This is a genomic window from Acinetobacter sp. ESBL14, from assembly GCF_036668815.1.
Classification (GTDB): domain Bacteria; phylum Pseudomonadota; class Gammaproteobacteria; order Pseudomonadales; family Moraxellaceae; genus Acinetobacter; species Acinetobacter gyllenbergii.
Genome location: NZ_JAZEVS010000001.1, coordinates 591079 through 609663, shown reverse-complemented (window position 1 = coordinate 609663; position 18585 = coordinate 591079). Strand labels below are relative to the sequence as shown.

The 18585-nt window shown below is 39.8% G+C and carries 15 protein-coding genes; 4 read left to right on the top strand and 11 right to left on the bottom strand.

Annotation, left to right across the window (positions count from 1 at the left end; genetic code table 11):
* Positions 1 to 36: 36 nt before the first annotated feature.
* From V6E90_RS02890 to cxpE, 4 genes are all read right to left on the bottom strand, one after another.
* Positions 37 to 2553 carry a CSLREA domain-containing protein gene (locus tag V6E90_RS02890; protein ID WP_332604464.1) on the bottom strand — a complete coding sequence of 839 codons (2517 nt, stop codon included), beginning with the start codon at positions 2551 to 2553 and terminating at the stop codon, positions 37 to 39.
* A gap of 16 nt (positions 2554 to 2569) precedes the next feature.
* On the bottom strand, positions 2570 to 4441 hold the full coding sequence (gene rbtA / locus V6E90_RS02885; protein WP_332604463.1) for a rhombotarget A: 1872 nt from the start codon (positions 4439 to 4441) through the stop codon (positions 2570 to 2572).
* Between the two features lie 112 nt (positions 4442 to 4553).
* Entirely contained in the window at positions 4554 to 5252 is a 699-nt protein-coding gene (locus tag V6E90_RS02880) for a DnaA regulatory inactivator Hda (RefSeq protein WP_016540870.1), read from the bottom strand.
* A 20-nt stretch (positions 5253 to 5272) separates the two neighbouring features.
* Positions 5273 to 6466 carry a chloramphenicol efflux transporter CxpE gene (cxpE, locus tag V6E90_RS02875; RefSeq protein WP_016540869.1) on the bottom strand — a complete coding sequence of 398 codons (1194 nt, stop codon included), beginning with the start codon at positions 6464 to 6466 and terminating at the stop codon, positions 5273 to 5275.
* Positions 6467 to 6600: 134 nt separating this feature from the next.
* Between cxpE and purM the strand changes: the two genes are divergently transcribed.
* Together purM and purN are read left to right on the top strand one after the other, a co-directional pair.
* On the top strand, positions 6601 to 7671 hold the full coding sequence (purM, locus tag V6E90_RS02870) for a phosphoribosylformylglycinamidine cyclo-ligase (RefSeq protein WP_016540868.1): 1071 nt from the start codon (positions 6601 to 6603) through the stop codon (positions 7669 to 7671).
* Positions 7668 to 8297, top strand: coding sequence for a phosphoribosylglycinamide formyltransferase (purN, locus tag V6E90_RS02865; RefSeq protein WP_332605060.1), 630 nt, complete (start codon positions 7668 to 7670; stop codon positions 8295 to 8297). The genes purM and purN overlap by 4 nt, the downstream gene beginning before the upstream one ends.
* Positions 8298 to 8335: 38 nt before the next feature.
* Here purN and V6E90_RS02860 read toward each other — a convergent pair whose 3' ends face one another.
* Positions 8336 to 9127, bottom strand: a complete 792-nt coding sequence (locus V6E90_RS02860) for an alpha/beta fold hydrolase (protein ID WP_016660277.1) — start codon at positions 9125 to 9127, stop codon at positions 8336 to 8338.
* A gap of 158 nt (positions 9128 to 9285) precedes the next feature.
* Positions 9286 to 10308, bottom strand: coding sequence for a signal peptide peptidase SppA (gene sppA, locus V6E90_RS02855; RefSeq protein WP_033134568.1), 1023 nt, complete (start codon positions 10306 to 10308; stop codon positions 9286 to 9288).
* 139 nt (positions 10309 to 10447) lie between these two features.
* Between sppA and V6E90_RS02850 the strand changes: the two genes are divergently transcribed.
* Positions 10448 to 11389, top strand: coding sequence for a lysophospholipid acyltransferase family protein (locus V6E90_RS02850; RefSeq protein ID WP_332604462.1), 942 nt, complete (start codon positions 10448 to 10450; stop codon positions 11387 to 11389).
* Positions 11390 to 11405: 16 nt separating this feature from the next.
* Here V6E90_RS02850 and V6E90_RS02845 read toward each other — a convergent pair whose 3' ends face one another.
* From V6E90_RS02845 to V6E90_RS02830, 4 genes are all read right to left on the bottom strand, one after another.
* Positions 11406 to 13832 (bottom strand): DNA internalization-related competence protein ComEC/Rec2, encoded by a 2427-nt coding sequence (locus V6E90_RS02845; RefSeq protein ID WP_332604461.1) that lies wholly within the window; start codon positions 13830 to 13832, stop codon positions 11406 to 11408.
* A 90-nt stretch (positions 13833 to 13922) separates the two neighbouring features.
* Positions 13923 to 15158 carry a lipoprotein-releasing ABC transporter permease subunit gene (locus V6E90_RS02840; protein ID WP_016540862.1) on the bottom strand — a complete coding sequence of 412 codons (1236 nt, stop codon included), beginning with the start codon at positions 15156 to 15158 and terminating at the stop codon, positions 13923 to 13925.
* Positions 15151 to 15840 carry a lipoprotein-releasing ABC transporter ATP-binding protein LolD gene (gene lolD, locus V6E90_RS02835; RefSeq protein ID WP_016540861.1) on the bottom strand — a complete coding sequence of 230 codons (690 nt, stop codon included), beginning with the start codon at positions 15838 to 15840 and terminating at the stop codon, positions 15151 to 15153. Before lolD ends, V6E90_RS02840 begins: the two co-directional genes overlap by 8 nt.
* On the bottom strand, positions 15833 to 17068 hold the full coding sequence (locus V6E90_RS02830) for a lipoprotein-releasing ABC transporter permease subunit (protein ID WP_016660275.1): 1236 nt from the start codon (positions 17066 to 17068) through the stop codon (positions 15833 to 15835). Before V6E90_RS02830 ends, lolD begins: the two co-directional genes overlap by 8 nt.
* A 25-nt stretch (positions 17069 to 17093) precedes the next feature.
* Between V6E90_RS02830 and V6E90_RS02825 the strand changes: the two genes are divergently transcribed.
* On the top strand, positions 17094 to 17675 hold the full coding sequence (locus V6E90_RS02825) for a PilZ domain-containing protein (protein ID WP_016540859.1): 582 nt from the start codon (positions 17094 to 17096) through the stop codon (positions 17673 to 17675).
* Between the two features lie 14 nt (positions 17676 to 17689).
* Here V6E90_RS02825 and V6E90_RS02820 read toward each other — a convergent pair whose 3' ends face one another.
* The gene (locus tag V6E90_RS02820) at positions 17690 to 18583 is read right to left on the bottom strand and encodes a DMT family transporter (protein WP_332604460.1); all 894 of its coding nucleotides are present in this window, start codon (positions 18581 to 18583) and stop codon (positions 17690 to 17692) included.
* Positions 18584 to 18585: the final 2 nt, after the last annotated feature.

The window sequence follows — 18585 nt, the reverse complement described above, 5'->3', positions numbered from 1 at the left end:
ATAGCGCCTTAAAGGCGCTATTTTTATTGGTTTAACTTATTTCCTAAAGCGACGATAAGCCAATAATCCAAATAATCCAAATACAGAGTAGAAACTAAAGCTACCACCGCCTCCGCCTCCATTTGCCGTACGAGTATCATCTGTCGTTGTTGCCGTATTAATCGTTCTCACTATCGCTTCATTTGATTTCATGCCATCTGCATCATAAACCTGATATTTAAAATCAAAGTTAAATGGGTTAAATGCGTTAACTTCCTGTACATAAATATTCCCACCATAACAAGTTTCTTTTTGATCTGGTTCAGGACAAGGCCCTTGGCGGTCTGCTGTAATAGTAAGATCTTTAGTCGGAATTTCGCTCAATCGAATTGGTAGTTCTATACCATCTTTATTCTTCCAGAACTTAGGTTTATTTGGAATCTGTTCTGGCCCTGGTCCACCTTTGCCCGTATCACCATCATCATTTGCGAAATTCAGTAAATTCAAACTTAACTTTTGCTTTGCCTGATATTTAAAAGTTAAAGAAGTATCCGTTGCGACAGGTGCAATATTCGTAAAAGACGCTTTAAGCAACCCTGAAGAGCTAACTGCAGGGCCAGGTGTTGATGATTTAGAAGTAATGGTATATTTACAGAAAACCTTATCTACATCTGCAGTAGTTTCATCATCTAGTCGATAAAAAATAATTTGCTGCAGATCATTATTCCAAGTACACACTAAATTCTTTTTATCATCTTCATCAATCTGAACGATATCACCATCAATCAAGCCCTTACCTAAAGGCTCAGCTTTAACATCAAATAAATTAGGATCAAAAAATTGTAGTTTATACTTACCGCCCTCTTCTATATCTTGCGGTAAAGGCAATTGATAATTTTTGAGGTCAATATAAATGGCACGATAATGCAAATTGTCTTTTGTAGACTTTAATAGTCTTTGGTAATCAGCTAGTCTGTATTTATAATACGTCAAGAAATCTGGGTCATTGGGATTTTTCACCAAATTATCAAAAAAGTCAGATTGATCTTGGTAAGCCTGTACGGAATTACTAATTGAAATATTTCTTAAATCTTGTAAATCACCAGCTTTGAATTGCATTAATTCAACTGAACCAATATCACAACGATTACGAGAAGTTGGATCAAAATGTAATGTGCCATCTGTAATACGAGCCAAGCCACGTTGGTCAACATCACTACAGCCAATACCGTCAATATCCAATAAACCTACTTTCTTGGTAGTCTTATCATCAACTTTAACCTCTGTTACATTCGGCTTTGGATAATACATCGGCATAAAAGCCGTGTAAGCAGAAGGCGTTTGCATTGGACTTAACAGTGTTGTAATACTAATATTACTTACATTCAAATTGGTCTTATTATCTTTTAACGACGCTTTTGGTACATCACATACATTATTAACAGGTATGGTTGAATCAGTCTCTTTGAGTACCACCGCATTATAGCTAAGGCCAAAATTAACTTTTTCCTGATCAGCCACATTGCCAAACAAATATCGACAAGCATAACTATTACTATCACCATTATAGGCGATCACATTAAAGAGCAAATTTTTAAGACCCAACTTATCGTAGAGCAGCGTAGTGAACGCCGTATTTTCGACAATAGTATTGCTTTTTAATTCTAATTTGCTTTTATCACTTAAAATGCTTGGACGATTATTGGGATCAGTGCCAACTTTGGTATCTCCAGTAAATTTGATTAAATTACCAGTAGAGCTATTTACAATATTTTTTGCAATTGTATTGGTACTGATATTTGCAGCAACCTCACCACAGAACTCAAACATACTACTTGAATTTTGCGACCCATTTCCGACAAAACTATTCGCGGTCAAAACTGAGTTATTTTGAATATATCGAGCGTCTGTCATACAGCCCATAGACAATACACTGCCTTTTTCAGCTTTATTGCCCTGTATCAAACTCTTGGTCATCGTCAGTGTCGAAGAAGGGCCTGCCATAAATATTGCCCCTCCTTCCTTGATGGCTTGTGAATCTAAAATTTGGCTGCTTTGCAGTACAACATCCGCACCCGCATAGATGGCACCACCAAAATCCGTAGCTCGACCTCCAGTTAAGATTAGATTGGTTAAACTTAAGTTTTTGGCCCCTCGTGTCGTATTAAAAATACGTGAGTTTTCCGCTTTAATCGTAGTTTTCAACTCAATTTGCGCTGGATATTGATTTACAACATCATTTACAAGAACATTCTTCCCTTCCCAATCCACGGGACTAGCGCCAAGAATTGATACGTTAACATTTGGATCAAGTTCTTTTTTTAGCGTATAGACACCTTTTTCAAGCTGAATAAGCTTCTGCGTGCTAGATAAAATATTTGTTACCGCACAACCACCGTAAGCAACACGCATTTCAGCGGCTTTTAATGCTTCACGCAATGAACAAGCACTGGAATTTTCACCATCCTCATCCGCAAAAGTTGTGACTTTGATGGGTGCATTATTTGTTGCAGCCAACAATGGCATGGTTGCCAACATCATCGTCGCTAAAATTGTTTTCTTATAATGTTTCATCTCATCACATCCCTGATTATGATTTAAAACGACGTAATCCTATTAAGCCGAATAAAGCAAGAATAGCACCAAACCCAAAACTCCCCACATTTACGGTTTTACTTTTAAATGTATCTGGTGGGTCTTGCACAATATTTGTAGGAATCTCAATATAATAGTTCGTTACATTATTAAAGCGTGTAATCGTCGTCATGATACGCAGTTTAAATATATCGGCTCCATGCCAATCACTATAAGGAACATAGGTCACATTACCATCTTGATCAATGGTGGTCTTACCCTTAGATGGTGTTTGATTTTGTACGATGTCCAAGCAACCATATTGCCAAGCTTGCCCATCCGAGCGTTTTCCTAAAAGCTGCTCACAAGTATTTGGATCTAACAACTCTCCATCTAATAAATTGCTAGAAATATTAAATTTGGCAATCTCCTTGAATCGAATATCCATTCCTTCAACTGAGACATTGTTACGATTCACAACTAATTCTATGGAACCAAGATCACAGAGCTCATCAAAACCTGTACGACCTTGATCACGTTGATCTTTCTCCTCACAATTCCCCAGACTAAAACTGGTCCCATCACTATAAATTCGCCCTTTGTTGACAATCAGGGAATCCGTGAGTTGTTTATATGATGTTAATAAACGCGGCTTAAAGAAACCTAACATTTGGTCTTTGGGAATCGTATATGGGCAAAGTAAACCTTTTGCTGGTGGCGCTGCGCAAACACCTTCATCGCTTGTGCCCCCAGCAATTACTGCTTGCTCAGGATCATTTGCATTCCACATAAAGTTTGGCAAGCGGTCACCAGGATTTCGGTTACAGTCCATTGTCGTCAAATTACTTTGTACAATGGTCGTATCGGTCGAAATACTGCCACAGTTGCTATTGCCATTGGCAATCAGAATACTGTTGGACACATAAGCACTTGGGAATTCCTCAACTTTGGTTTCACCATTTTCTTTAGTTGTTACTTTCCGATTTAAAGATTGTAAATACAAACCAGCAGCATTTTTGATGATGGTATTGTTATTGAGAATCATGCCTTCACGGATATTTGCAACATAGCCACCTTTGTTATGAAAAATGGTACTGCTTCGAATTCCATAGATTCCATCAGCTAATGCACCGCCGACGGTGTCATTATTAAAGCCATTCAAAACATACAGTGAAGCGCCATCTGGGCCCGCCACACCTTCATTATCACGTAGTACAGATCTAGTAATTAAATAACTTGGCATTTCACTAAAAATAATTGCGCCTTGATCAGCTTTATTGTTCTGAAAAAGACTATAACTGGCATTAATATATCCAACTGTTTTTTTATCTCCAGATGGAATACCAACGTTATAAATCGCCCCACCTCGATTTGCTGACCCACCTGTTAGTCTTGAATAATCAATTGATAAACTTTCACGATTAAGAATCAAGCCACCATTATTTACTTTATGAGAGGCGCCTTGTAAATTTAATTCAATTAACTTAACTTCAAGTAAAGGACTTTCCACATTATTATCGTCAATTACAAAAAGACGATCCGAACCCACCATTTTGAGTGTCGCATTATTTAAACCTTTTTTATTGTCATTAAAGCCATCACTACTTGCGGTGCGAATTGACATTGATGCCTTAATTTCCAATGCTTTATTCAGTTGGTAGGTCTGATCTCTCTGTAAAATAATAATACTGCTTATATCTTTATTACCGCATCCACGATAACCATTTTCGAATTCTTTTTGACTTCTGTTATTTATAAACCCTACAGCATTTCGTAACGAGCAACCGGTATAATTCTCATCATCAAGCAGCGTTGTCACTTGAATATCCGCAGAATATGCATGTCCTGTAATCGCAAATAAAGCGCAGGCAAGCGTCCGTTTGAGCATACCGATCTCCTTCTTTTTTCATTTTTCTTCGTCTTACAAACTAGGAGTTTGCAAGCACATTCCTTTGTGCGTACTTTGTCATAGCTCTCGAAATTACTCAAGAAATTTTATGCTATTGGCGATATTCATCAATCAATGCGTAAATTTGCTTAAGCGTTGTATTTGAAAGCTTGGTTTTTTCGCCTTTCAACATTTTTTCAAGTTGAGCTAATGTTTGCAATAAAATGGATGCCTGATGCGGCCCATTCATTAATAAATAATCAACAATCTGTTGATCAAAATGAATCCCTCGTCGGGTCATGACCGACTGTAGTAGCGCTTGTCGATCAATATAGGAACTACCATTTGGCACTTTGACACTAACGGCTTGAGTCAGTCTTGATTGTAAATCTGGTAGTTCCAGCTTTAATTCAATAGGTGCAACACGAGAGGAAAAAACCAACTGCCCTTCATGATTATTGATTAAATGAAAAACGGCTTTTTGCCAGTGCGGAACACCACTAATTGCATCAATATCATCTAACGCGACTAGATCATAAAACTCCAAGGAGGTAATCGCTTCAATCGGAGCATCTAATAATTCTAATAATGAGACTTTAATTGCTGGCCGACCTAATTCCAAATAAGAGTCACAGATTGCAGACAGTAAATGGCTCTTACCCGTGCCCGCCCCACCATAAACATAGAATCGACTTACTAAGCCTGCATGTAATTGTCTTACCGCATCAACCACAGGTCCCCAACCCGGCCCCGAAAAATCACTGATTCGGGCATCGAGTTGAGGTTCTATATCCAGTTGGAGTTGACGCATATGTTTAATGTGTTCCTCAATTACTTTAAGTCATTCGAGTTTGAAGTCTCTGTATCTTGAGAGTTTTTAATATGAATATCAAGTTCTACATGACCTGTTTCAACATTTATATGCTGAGTTTCGCCTTCGACCAACACAACTTCTGTTGGTAAACCATAGAGTCGACTTTTTTCATAATTATCACGTGCATGTTTTAACAGTACCACAATGACTGCTGCGACAGGCAAAGCAATTAGCATCCCCAAAAATCCACCGAGTTGTGCCCCAGCGAGTACAGCAAAAACCACCGCAACTGGCGATAAACCAATTTTATCGCCCAATAAGAATGGTTGAAGAATATAGCCTTCGACCATTTGCCCAATCATAAATACAACACCAACCAGAAGGATCTGCGTCCAGTCCAATCCAAATTGAAACAATGTTGCAATCACCGCCGCAATAATGCCGACACCAAAACCCAAATAAGGAATAATACTGGCCAAACCAGCAATCATTCCAATAATCAAGCCAACTTCAAGACCAATCAGTTGTAAGCCCACAGCATAAACGATACCCAATAAAAGCATAACGAGGAATTGGCCTTTTACAAAAGCACCTAATACACTATGGCATTCACGAACGATGGTTAAAGTTGAAGCTTCATAAGGACGCGGAATTAAACGTCTAAAGCTTTGCAGCATTCGCTCCCAATCGAGTAAAAAGTAGAAAGAGATAATTGGAATCAGGATCACAACCCCGCCAATTTGGATAAAATTCAAACCAGATTGAGCAACTCTTAATGCCATGGTTTGAATACTATCTGCACTGTAATTGGTCTGAATATAATCCATTAAAGCTTTAGTGATCTGCTCCGTGTCAATTTCCATTGGCACGACATTAAAAGTATGCGACACCCATGGTAAGAAGGTTGCATTAATCCAGTGAATTCCTGCAGGAATACTATCCCGCGCATACATTAACTGTTTCCAAATCAAAGGCACTAAGAACCACAAAACCATGGTTAAAGTTACGCCAATCCCGATAAATACGATACTGATCGCTAACCAGCGCGGCAATTTAATTTTTACAAGAACATCAACCAGCGGGCTAAATAAATAGGCAATGAAAAAAGCACCGACAAAAGGAATCACAATGGGCTTCAGTAGATAAAGCACCCAAAGCAATAATGCGAGCCCAGCGAGGATAAAGATACGACGTAGTACCTGATCTTGCATAAAATCTAGCCTTTTTTCGTGTAATCGTTATAAATGGAAAAAAAATTTAATTAAAGATAGCATTTTCGAGCATAAATAACATAAGAGTTTCGTATATTCAGGTTATAATCTGCCGCCACTGCGGAGACTTCACTATGAGCAACTCAACTTCTACCCCAAATACTGGTTTAAGCTATAAAGATGCTGGCGTCGACATTGAAGCGGGAGACGCATTGGTCGATCGTATCAAATCTGTCGCTAAACGTACCACTCGTCCTGAAGTAATGGGCGGTCTTGGCGGCTTCGGTGCTTTATGCAAAATTCCAAAAGGTTATGAAGAGCCTGTATTGGTATCAGGAACAGATGGTGTAGGGACTAAATTACGTTTAGCACTCAACCTCAACCGTCATGACACGATTGGTCAAGATCTCGTTGCAATGTGTGTAAACGACTTACTTGTTTGTGGTGCTGAGCCATTATTCTTCCTCGACTACTATGCAACAGGTCATTTAAATGTTGATGTTGCTGCTGATGTCGTAACAGGAATTGGTAAAGGTTGTGAACTTGCTGGTTGTGCATTGGTCGGTGGTGAAACTGCTGAAATGCCGGGCATGTATGAAGGTGAAGATTACGATCTTGCTGGTTTTGCAGTGGGTGTTGTAGAACACAGCAAAATTATTGATGGCACTAAAGTGAAGTCTGGTGACGTACTTCTTGGTGTCGCATCAAGTGGCGCACACTCTAATGGTTACTCATTACTACGTAAAATTTTAGATGTTAAGAATGTAGACTTAACTCAAATCGTTGATGGTCGCCCACTTGCCGATGTGGCAATGGAACCAACACGTATCTACGTAAAACCAGTACTCGAACTTTGCAAACAAGTTGATGTGCATGCAATGGCACACATTACTGGTGGTGGCTTACCGGGTAACTTACCGCGTGTTCTTCCAAATGGCGCACAAGCTGTCATTGACGAGTCAAGCTGGGAATGGTCTGAATTATTCCAGTTGTTACAACGTGAAGGTAACGTAGAACGCTTTGAAATGTATCGTACCTTTAACTGTGGCGTAGGTATGGTGATTGCAGTCGATGCAAGCGAAGCTGACAAAGCTATTGCTGTATTAAATGCGCAAGGCGAAAAAGCGTGGAAAATTGGTTATATCCAAGAAAATGCTGAATCAGTTGAAGGCGCTGACGAAAAAATTCGCGTGATCTTTGCATAATGAGAATTGCTGTCCTTGTCTCAGGCAACGGTAGCAACTTACAGGCCCTGATAGATGCAAATCTGTCAGGGCAAATCATTGGTGTCCTCTCAAATAAAGTTGATGCATATGCATTGCAGCGTGCTGAGAACGCCAATATTGCGACCGCTGTTATTTCACATAAAGATTATCCAAATCGCGAAAGCTTCGATGCAGCCATGCATCAACAATTATTGGCATGGCAAGTTGATCTGGTAATCCTTGCTGGTTTTATGCGGATTTTAACCCCGAACTTTGTCAGTCAATGGCAAGGTAAAATGTTAAATATCCACCCTTCTCTGCTGCCTTTTTATAAAGGTGTGAATACACATCAACGTGTATTAAATACTGGAGAGCGCTTGCATGGCTGTACAGTTCATTTTGTCACGGCGGAGCTCGATGCAGGACAAAGTATTGCACAATCAGCAATTCAAGTCGGTTTACACGATACCGTAGAAAGCCTAGCACAACGTGTGCATGAACTTGAGCATTTCATCTATCCTCAAGTTGCAGAATGGCTATGTAATGGCCAACTGACTTGGCGGAATGGTCAAGCTTATTTCAACCAGAAGCCCTTAGAACGACCGATTCAATTTGCTCAGTTTTAAAAATAAAAAACACATCTTCGGATGTGTTTTTTATTAGCTCAAACCACCAAGCTTTTGATTTTCTCAACCGTTTCCACTGGATGTTCCAAGGGGAACATATGTCCACCATCCACGACAGAAAAAGGAATACCTAATTTCTTTTTCGCCACTTGCGGGAACTTTTCTTTTAAGAAAACACTGTCTTGTCCCACAACCAAATGTACAGGTACAGAAGGTTTCGGCATTGGTAACCACCACATGGATGGCGTAGTTCTAAACATGGCCACTTCATCATCCTTAGGAATGGTGAGTGTTACACCGCCATTTTGATGATCATCCGTCAAAGCATGTGCAATATAGGCTTGGAAGCAATCTGGATCAAAGTGCTGATAAAAACCTCTCGAACCTAACAACTCCGCAGCTTGCTCCCGCGAATCCCAATGATCACGACGACGTACCGACAAACCTGCTGGGGTGATTTTATCCACTAATTTAGGTTTAAAGATTTTGGCAAGATGAAAAATAAAAGACGACTTACCAATAATTAAAGGTGGATCAAGCATAATGACTTGTGAAAATAGCTCTGGGCGGCGATAAGCCGCCATCAGTGTCAAGACCGAGCCTAATGAGTGCCCTACACCAATCACTGTACGCCCTTGTGCTTGCTGTACAATGCTATCAATAATTTGGTCAACCAAATGCGTCCAGCCATGGGTAATTGGATAACGTTTGTCATTTCCAATCTCAGCAACATAGATAATGTCGTATTGATCTTTTAATTGATCAAACAGCTTTTGATAAACTTTAGATGGAACTCCATTGGCATGGGCAAAATGAATCAAAGGTTTCATAAGCTTGTCTTTTATTTTCACTGATTGGTCAATTATCCTGCTCTACAGATGTATTGCAAATTAAAAGGATAACTGTCCAGTTATTTTTAGCATAAAAAAGGCTGCGATATACACAGCCTCCTTAAAATCAACATAGTGCTTTGATCAAAGCCTATCTATTATTGTATTTTCGCGTTCTGCTGAGTTTCTAGCTGTGCAGCAAGCGAACTACTAATACCTGCACCGAGCTGCGCCCCCATACGTCCTAGAATTGATTCTAACGGATTACGTTGAACGGTATAATCTACTTTTTGCTCAATCTTCAGATCACGCATCAATGTCGTCAAACTACCACTACGGTCAGCAACACCTAAAGCAACAGCCTGTTCACCTGTCCAGAACAATCCAGAGAAAATAGCAGGGTCATTTGACTTCAAACGTTTACCACGCCCTTCTTTCACTGCATTGATAAAGTGAGTATGCACATTATCAAGCACCGACTGCACATGTTGTTTCTGTGCTGGATCAAGTGGCTTGGTCATACTTAAAATATCTTTATTACTACCCGCAGTCAGAGTACGGTCTTCAATGCCTAACTTCTGCGCCAAGCCACTTAAACCATAGTTCGGCATAATTACACCGATCGAACCCACTAAGCTAGATGGATTGACAATGATTTCATCTGCTGCTGAGGCAATATAATATGCACCCGATGCACCCATATCCCCAATGACAGCATAGACTTTTTTATCTGGGTGCTGTTTTTTCAGATAACGAATTTCTTGCCAGATTTCATCAGACTGTACTGGTGAACCGCCTGGTGAATTGATATTCAACGCAACCGCTTTACTGCCGCTGGCTTCAAATGCACGTTTTAAAGCTTTGTTGGTATCTTCACTATTCACTGTAGACTGACCTGCAGATGAATCGATGGTTCCCACAATATCAACAACAGCCAAGTGATTACTACTAATACTGGTAGTTGCTTTATCTGATGACGAGGTACAGCTCTTGGTCATTGCCAACAGTACAATCAGCAAATAGGCAAAACCTAAACATTTAAAAAAGATGCTCCAACGGCGGCTACGACGTTGCTCTTCCACAGAAGCAAGAACAGCTTTTTCTAAAATTTGCCATTCTTTGCCTGTCACATTATTACTATTTGTAGATTCATTTTGTGGTTTTGGTGGCCAATCGGACATAAGATTCCAATCCAATAGATTTTAAAAAGTGACTTTATTATATACGCGGATTTACGCAAAACTGTTTAAATAACTTGTTTTAACTTATAATTATTTTTTGCTTTATACTTCCCTTTGTAATTTTTCTAATTTTAAATACATGACTCAGCCCAAATCAAACAGTTCAAGTTATCGTCTTATCAGACTTGTTAGTCGTCAGCCACTCCGATTAGGGCGGTTCTTTGCACGCTTGGTTGCGGCCTTAGTCAATACATTTTCGCTTTCTAAGCTTTCAAAAATTATCAGCTTGAATATACAAATTGCTTTTCCAGACATGGAACAGCAACAAAGACAAAAACTCACTAAGCAGGCAATACAAAACGAACTGACTTCTTATTTTGAGTTTTTAAGTATTTGGGGCTCAACAAATGAAAAAAATATTCAAAGAATCCACAACATCCATGGCGAACATTATTTCCATGAAGCTTTAGCAGAAAAGAAAGGCTTAGTTTTAGTCATCCCTCATTTTGGTACATGGGAAGTCATGAACTCATGGTTATCAAAATACACTCAAATGACAATCCTCTATAAACCAGTTAAAAATCCAGATGCTGACCAGTTTGTCCGTGATGCACGTAGTCGCGAACAAGCCCATTTAGTTCCTACAGATGAAAGTGGGGTTCGACAGATTTTTAAGGCCTTGAAACAAGGTGGAACTACAGCGATTTTACCTGACCACACCCCTGATCACGGTGGGGACATGATCAACTATTTTGGTATTCCGCTTGCCTCCAGTAGCCTCAGTGCCAAACTGATTCAAAAAACCAAGGCAAAGGCCCTCCTCATCTATACAAAAAGAAATGATCAAGATGGCTTTGATATGTATGTCGAACCGATCAATCCTCAAATCTATGAAGGTAATGCCGAAGATGGCACTTTAATTATTCATCAAACTTTAGAACAACTGATTCGACGTTACCCAGAACATTATCACTGGAGCTACAAACGTTTTCGCGCCAATCCCGCTTTAAAGAAAATCTACGATATTGATGAAAATGAAGCGTTGATGAAAGTGGCTGAAGTGCGTCAACAAACACAATAAAGAGAAATTACTTAGGCTATTCTCGTTGTAACCATTTTCGTTGCAGACGTTGCTGTTTTAACTCAACAACACCATTATTAAATACAAAACTGAGACTCCCTGCCTGTGCAGTATTGAGTAAAGGGATATCTAAAGCATGCAGACGGCTTTGTAGCTCCTGACTTGGGTGACCATATCGATTATCAAAACCCGCAGAGGTAATCGTTAATTTAGGGGTTAATGTCGCTAAAAAATCATAGGCAGAGCTATGTTTACTGCCATGATGCCCTAAAACTAGAACATCTACTTTTAAATCAGGATATTGCCGCAATAGTTTATATTCAGTTTCCCAACCTGCATCTCCCATAATCAGAAAATTTTGATACGGTTGAGCATTTAAGAATTGCAGATAGACCACACAAGACTGTTCATTTTGCTGATGTGTTGCAACAGCTAAGCCCTCCGGATCGGGTGATAGAATCTCTATTTTTAGATTTGAATATGACCAAGTTTGACCTTGTTGGCACAATGAGAAATTATTTTTAAATGGCATTTTTTCATTATGCTGATTGGACTGTACTTGAGTGATTGCAAAAGCATTTTGGATTGCTGCAAATGCGCCACTATGATCTTGATCCAGATGAGACAAAATCACATGATCCAATGCCCGTATCCCTTGCTGCCTTAAAAAAGGAATGATGACGCGCTCCCCCAAGCTAAACTTAGTTTCATCATATGACCCACCCGTATCAATCATTAAGCTCAGTTCTGGATGCTGTAAAAATACGGACTGTCCTTGCCCCACATCAAGAATAGTCAATACAGTTGACTGGACTTTAATCCCGAGAAAAATTGGTAAAAAACATACCAACGACCATAGCTTAGGGACGATACCTCTCGGCAGAAATAGAATCACGATAGCAACAATAAAACTCAGCAGCATCCAAGGTGTATAACTGACGCCATATAACTCAGGTGAAATTTTCTGTAGACCATTGAGTAGCCATAACAAAATAGCCAGTAATCCATCACTCAGTTGAAAGAGCAGTTGTCCTAGTGCAGGAATCAATAACCAAATACATGCTGCGATAATCCCTAAAGGCACCACTACGCCACTAAGCAATGGAATGGCAATCAGATTACTGACTGGTGCAAGCCATGAAATTTGCTGAAAGAAAATAAGCACCAAAGGCAGTAATGCAATAAATATTTTCCATTGTGACTCAATCAGAAGTTTTGCAGCTAGAAGTAGTTTTTGAGTCGTTGTGATGACTTGTTCTTGAGGTGTATCTCTAATGGTTTGATAGATGCGTATCAGAATAAAGCACGCTCCATAGGACAACCAGAATGCAGTAGACAAAATACTGAATGGATCAAAAATCAGTAATAAGCTTGCGCTATAAACCAATAGTGCGAATGGCTGAATCGACTGCCTAAACCATAGAAAAACACTGGCAATAATCACGGTTAATAAAGTTCTCAGCGCAGGAATTTCAAAACCGACAAAGGCCACATATAACAGTACACTGAATCCAAAAGGCAACAGTACTAAAACCTGTCGTGGTTGCCATAAATATAATTTTGGTACATAACGCTGTACCATGCACGTCAACACCCATGTCAGCATCAGTGCAAAAACCAAGACATGTGGACCCGATATTGCCAATAAATGGGAAATTCCCAATTGTTGGAATTGTTGCTTTAAACGATTTGATAACAAGCTTTCATCACCTGTCAGCAAAGCCAATAACAAACCGTTGTGCTCTAGCCTACTCGCTTGCAGCATTTTACGGAATGACAACCGCAGCATCTCAACATTGAGCAAAAAATTTTCTTGTAGTGTTTGCTGCTGCTTAAGATGCGGTTGATAACCGAGACGATAGATTTCATCACGGCTTAATGGCTGAATCTGTGTCACCGAAAATGCCGACATAACATTTTGCTGTAAAAACCATTTTTCCTGATCAAAAGCACCTGCAACAGCATAACTATGTGCAGGTTTGATATTTCCATAGATCCGATAATAATGGCCTAGTGCCAAAGTCTGGTCCGGAATCGCGGGTTGTTTTGCTGTATTCAGATAAAGTAACCAATCGACGGGGTGAGCATGTCGATTCAATACTTCTGCAATTTGTTTCTGCCCCTCTGCCGAAAGCTGATTTATTTTCTTGATATAAACAATGGCTTCAAAGGCTTGTACTTCCAGCTCTTTTAATTTTAATCGTTTTTCTAAAGCTGAATCTGCATAATTAAAGCCCATACAGAATACGGCCCAACTCGTACTAATCAAAAGTAAAAACGTATAGGCAGCGGATTCAGAATATAACGTTCTTTTATATAAACCAAAACCGAATATCACGCTCGCTAACGCTAGCCAAATCCACCCAGTCTGTGCAGCAAAGCTAACATCGTGCCCCATCAGGGCAATACCAGCAATCCAGCTGATTAACACAATTTTCAACATTTTCTAAAATTAAGTTTTAATTATTCTAAAGATAAAATTAAAGCCCTTTTTCAGGGCTTTAACAAGAGATTAAATTAAAATATTTATCACTTACTCATAGCGTAATGCTTCAGCAGGTTGAACTTTTGCAGCCCTCAATGCTGGATAGATTGTTGCAAGCAAGCTCAACAATAATGAGACACTCACTACCAGCAATACATCTTGCCAACGTAAATATGACGGCAGGTAATGGACAAAATAAGCATCTAATAAATTTAAGCCAAACGTGTTATTGATCCAAGAGACAATGTCACCAATACTTAAAGAGAGAATAATGCCTAAAACAGTCCCTAAACCCGTTCCAATCACCCCAATAATCGTACCCTGTACCATAAAAATTTGAGTAATCAATAACGGTGATGCCCCTAAGGTACGTAATATTGCGATATCTGATTTTTTATCAGTCACCAGCATCATCAGGGATGAAATAATATTAAAAGTTGCCACGATAATAATGAGTAGAAGTAATAACCCCACCATATTTTTTGCCATTTGAATGGCACTGAATAAATTGCCTTGGGTATAAGTCCAATTAGAAGCATAAAAATTACTTGGTAATTGTTTGATAATGCTTTCAGAAATTTCAGGTGCAGCAAAAATATCATCAAGCTTTAAGCGAATGCCTTGTGCACCATCTGGTAAGCGCAATAAGGTAGCTGCATCATTCAAGGCAATATAAGCAACCATCGAATCGACTTGAGTCCCTATTTTAAATATACCGACCACTTCAAAACGTTTAAAGCGAGGTACAACACCTGCTGATGAATTGCTCGCTTCTGGCAAGACTAGCGTTACAGGATCATTCAATTTCAGTCCTAAGCTGTCTGCTAGATCTTGACCTAAAACAATTCCATATTTCCCTTTTTGTAATGACTCTAAATGCCCTTCTTTCATGTAATTATGAACAATAGAGACTTTCTTTTCATATTCTGGCTCAATCCCAGAAATCATAATCCCTGTTACTTGACCATGTGCCGTTAACATCCCTTGCAACTGGGTATAAGGTGCAACAGCAAGCACATGGGGTTGTTTAGCAATATCTGTCGCCAAACCTTCCCAATTGGTCATAATTTGACTGGATGCTATGGTCGCTTGTGGCACAATGCCTAAAATACGGTTTTTCAATTCCCGATCAAAACCATTGATCACGGATAACACCGTAATCAGTACCGCCACACCTAAAGTCAAACCAATCATGGTCATCAAGGAAATGAATGACACCAAACGGCTTTTTTTTCTGGCTTGTGTATATTTTAGCCCAATAAAAAATGAAATGGGTTTAAACATGCTCACCCACCCAGATACCATCCTGCATATGCAAAATTGAATCAGCTGACTGCGCCAATTGCTCATCATGTGTCACGATTAACATCGCCATGTTGAGTTCTTTTTTCAAATCAGTAAGCAATTCAAAAATACTGAGCGCTGTTTTACGGTCCAAATTTCCAGTCGGTTCGTCTGCCAACACCACCGCAGGTTTCGTGACCAAAGCACGTGCCAAAGCTACACGTTGGCGCTCACCACCCGATAATTCACCTGGTTTATGATCCATACGGTGAGATAGCCCAACGCGATCCAACAAATATTCGGCTTGCTTCTTCACATCCTTAAAGTTGCTTTCTCTACGCAACATTAACGGCATCGCCACATTTTCCAAGGCAGAAAATTCAGGGAGTAAATGATGGAATTGATAAACGAAACCAAGGTATTGATTACGTTTGTAGCCACGCTCTGCTTCACCTAAATTATCAAAGCGTTGGCCTTGTAAAAACACCTGTCCTTGTGAAGGTTGCTCCAAGCCACCTAACACATGCAATAAGGTACTCTTACCTGAACCACTTGAACCCACAATTGAAACGAACTCGCCCGCGTTGACTTGAAGGGATAAGCCTTTGATCACTTCAACTTTACTTTTGCCATCATCGAAATGCTTAAAGATATTTTTTGATTCTAGAACGATCTTACTCATAACGTAATGCCTCAGCTGGTTGCGTTTTCGCTGCACGAATAGCGGGGTAAATTGTTGCTAAAAAACTGATAGACAAAGATGCGGTCACAACAATGAGGACATCTTGCCAACGTAAATAAGAGGGTAAATAGCCAATAACATAACCACTGAATAAATTCAGTCCGAAAGTATGATTTAACCAGCCGACCAAATCACTTATCGTTAATGCAAAACCACTCCCTAAAATAACGCCGATCACTGTACCCACGACACCAATAATTGTGCCTTGTACAATAAAAACGGAGGTGATAAATGCGGGTGAAGCCCCCAAAGTACGTAGAATCGCAATATCAGCCTTTTTATCGGTGACCACCATGACCAATGACGATACGATATTAAATGCGGCCACTACAATAATCAGAAACAGGAGCAAACCAACAAGATTCTTTTCCATTTTCACTGCACTGAATAAACTCCCATGCGTTTCCTTCCAGCTTGTGGCATAAAAATTATCAGGTAATTGCTTAACAATCTGATTAACCACATCGGGAGCAGCAAAAATATCGTCCACTTTAAGACGTACACCCTGTGCACCATCTGGTAAACGCAATAAGGTAGAAGCATCATTCAAGGCGATATAACCGACCATTGAATCCACTTCTGCACCCACACTAAAAATACCAACGATTTTAAAACGTTTAAAACGTGGCACGACACCTGCAGGTGATGGTGTGGCTTCGGGCAGCACTAAGGTAACACTATCATTCAAGCCAAGGCCCAGTGCATCGGTCATGTCCTTGCCCAAGACAATCCCAAACTCACCTTTCTTCAATGCATTTAAATCACCTGAGACCATGTGGTTCTGGATAATCGAAACCTTCTTTTCATATTCAGGCTCAATCCCCGTCACCATAATGCCAGCCACTTGACCCTGCCCACTTAGCATGCCTTGTAGTTGAGTAAAAGGTGCAGCCCCAGTCACATGTGGGTGATTCTCAACTCTTTTTACAAGCTCAGGCCAATCTGTTAGAATTTGAGTAGAAGAAACAGTGGCTTGTGGAACCATTCCAAGGACACGATTTTTTAATTCGCGATCGAAACCATTCATGACAGATAATACTGTAATGAGCACAGCGACACCAAGCGTCAAGCCGATCATGGAAACCAAAGCGACAAAAGAAATAAAATGATTACTCCGCTGAGCACGAGTGTATCTCAACCCTATATACAGCGAAATTGGCTTAAACATACCATCTAGTCCGAGGTGATTTATTATGGAAAATTCACAACATCATCTTGTTGACGACAACACTGAACGTCGAGTGATGTCTCGTATTGATGCCGTGTTGAGAATCAACTATCAAATCATTCCAGATGATGTTGCGCTGAATGACCCATATGATTCCCATTTCGTATTACCGCGCTATTTTCTACTACTTGCAGAATTAGATCAATTTGATCATGCGTTTCGCTACGAATTAGAACAATTAAATGAAAAAGATCAACAAATTGCTCGCATCTTATCCCTTTTTAACCAAAAATTGAATCTGATTACAGGCTCTTTTTACGACAATATCGTGCAATCATTACTGCCCGTACCCGAGCAAGTCAATTTTTCTGAGAATGGTTTAAGTTTCTTTAGTTCTCAAGATATTAACGAAGGTACTTATATCCATATCACCCTCAGTCATCCTGAAAACTTTTTCCATATTGCGGCAACAGCGCAAGTAGCACACAGTACTGCGGAAGAACAAGGTAAATTCCGAATTGGCGCCTATTTCATTACTCTTAATCCACAGGATCGCGCTAAATTGGCTGCCAGTATTCGACAAACGCAACCCGCAGAAGCCAGTTAAAAACTAAGGATCAGTTATATTTTTAAACGGCGATATGCGCGTAGGTCTCTAAAGAAATAAAGGACTAACCCGATTAAAATAATGCTCGCCCCAATAAAAACCTGAGCAGATAATTGTTCATGGTTCAAGTATGCTCCGATCAAAATCGCCAGCATCGGTGTCATCACCGTGGTCAGAGACAAGGTGGTGGCTTTCAAGTTCTGCACTAATTTGAAGTAACAAAACATCGCAATCAGCGAAGCCATAACGACAGTATATATCAGCGCCAATAACGATTTAACAGAAGGAAAATGCGTAGGTGCATATTGCCAAATCCAAGGCAACAATAACATCGCCAATAGTGTTGAAACTAGAATTGAACCCGTTGCCTGCGCCATAACAGGTAACTCTGCGTTAATCTTTTTCACTAAAAAAATGGATAAGGAATAAGAAAAAACACTCACCAGCATTAAAATAATACCAATTGGCTGTACATGTTGCTGACTGCCACTTAAGCAAATCAATGCAAGTCCAACAATCGATGTTGCCATACCCAACCACTGTAATCCTGCCAGTTTCTGTTGAAAGCCAAAACGCCCAATCAATCCCGCCATAATTGGCGCTAAGCCAAACATTAAAGCGATTAGACCAGAACTCAAATAAGCAGTCGCAGCATAGGTAAAAATTTGTGAGCCAATCAGACTTAAAGAACCGGCAGCATAACTCAATAACGCAACTTTATGGGTCGGAAATTTCACCTTTAACAGCCATAACACACTAACCGACAATGGTAAGGCAATAAAAAAACGTATAACCAATGCCCACATCGGATGGATATCAGAAACACTCCATACAATCGCCAAAGGTGTAGTTGCCCAAATGAAGACCAACAGACCATAAGTCAGCATTAAATTGATACGTGATGGCATGG

Coding starts and splice junctions, on each gene's coding strand:
- V6E90_RS02890 (WP_332604464.1), bottom strand. CDS start 2,553: ATGAAACATTATAAGAAAACAATTTTAGCGACGATGATGTTGGCAACC.
- rbtA (WP_332604463.1), bottom strand. CDS start 4,441: ATGCTCAAACGGACGCTTGCCTGCGCTTTATTTGCGATTACAGGACAT.
- V6E90_RS02880 (WP_016540870.1), bottom strand. CDS start 5,252: ATGCGTCAACTCCAACTGGATATAGAACCTCAACTCGATGCCCGAATC.
- cxpE (WP_016540869.1), bottom strand. CDS start 6,466: ATGCAAGATCAGGTACTACGTCGTATCTTTATCCTCGCTGGGCTCGCA.
- purM (WP_016540868.1), top strand. CDS start 6,601: ATGAGCAACTCAACTTCTACCCCAAATACTGGTTTAAGCTATAAAGAT.
- V6E90_RS02860 (WP_016660277.1), bottom strand. CDS start 9,127: ATGAAACCTTTGATTCATTTTGCCCATGCCAATGGAGTTCCATCTAAA.
- sppA (WP_033134568.1), bottom strand. CDS start 10,308: ATGTCCGATTGGCCACCAAAACCACAAAATGAATCTACAAATAGTAAT.
- V6E90_RS02850 (WP_332604462.1), top strand. CDS start 10,448: ATGACTCAGCCCAAATCAAACAGTTCAAGTTATCGTCTTATCAGACTT.
- V6E90_RS02845 (WP_332604461.1), bottom strand. CDS start 13,832: ATGTTGAAAATTGTGTTAATCAGCTGGATTGCTGGTATTGCCCTGATG.
- V6E90_RS02840 (WP_016540862.1), bottom strand. CDS start 15,158: ATGTTTAAACCCATTTCATTTTTTATTGGGCTAAAATATACACAAGCC.
- lolD (WP_016540861.1), bottom strand. CDS start 15,840: ATGAGTAAGATCGTTCTAGAATCAAAAAATATCTTTAAGCATTTCGAT.
- V6E90_RS02830 (WP_016660275.1), bottom strand. CDS start 17,068: ATGTTTAAGCCAATTTCGCTGTATATAGGGTTGAGATACACTCGTGCT.
- V6E90_RS02825 (WP_016540859.1), top strand. CDS start 17,094: ATGGAAAATTCACAACATCATCTTGTTGACGACAACACTGAACGTCGA.
- V6E90_RS02820 (WP_332604460.1), bottom strand. CDS start 18,583: ATGCCATCACGTATCAATTTAATGCTGACTTATGGTCTGTTGGTCTTC.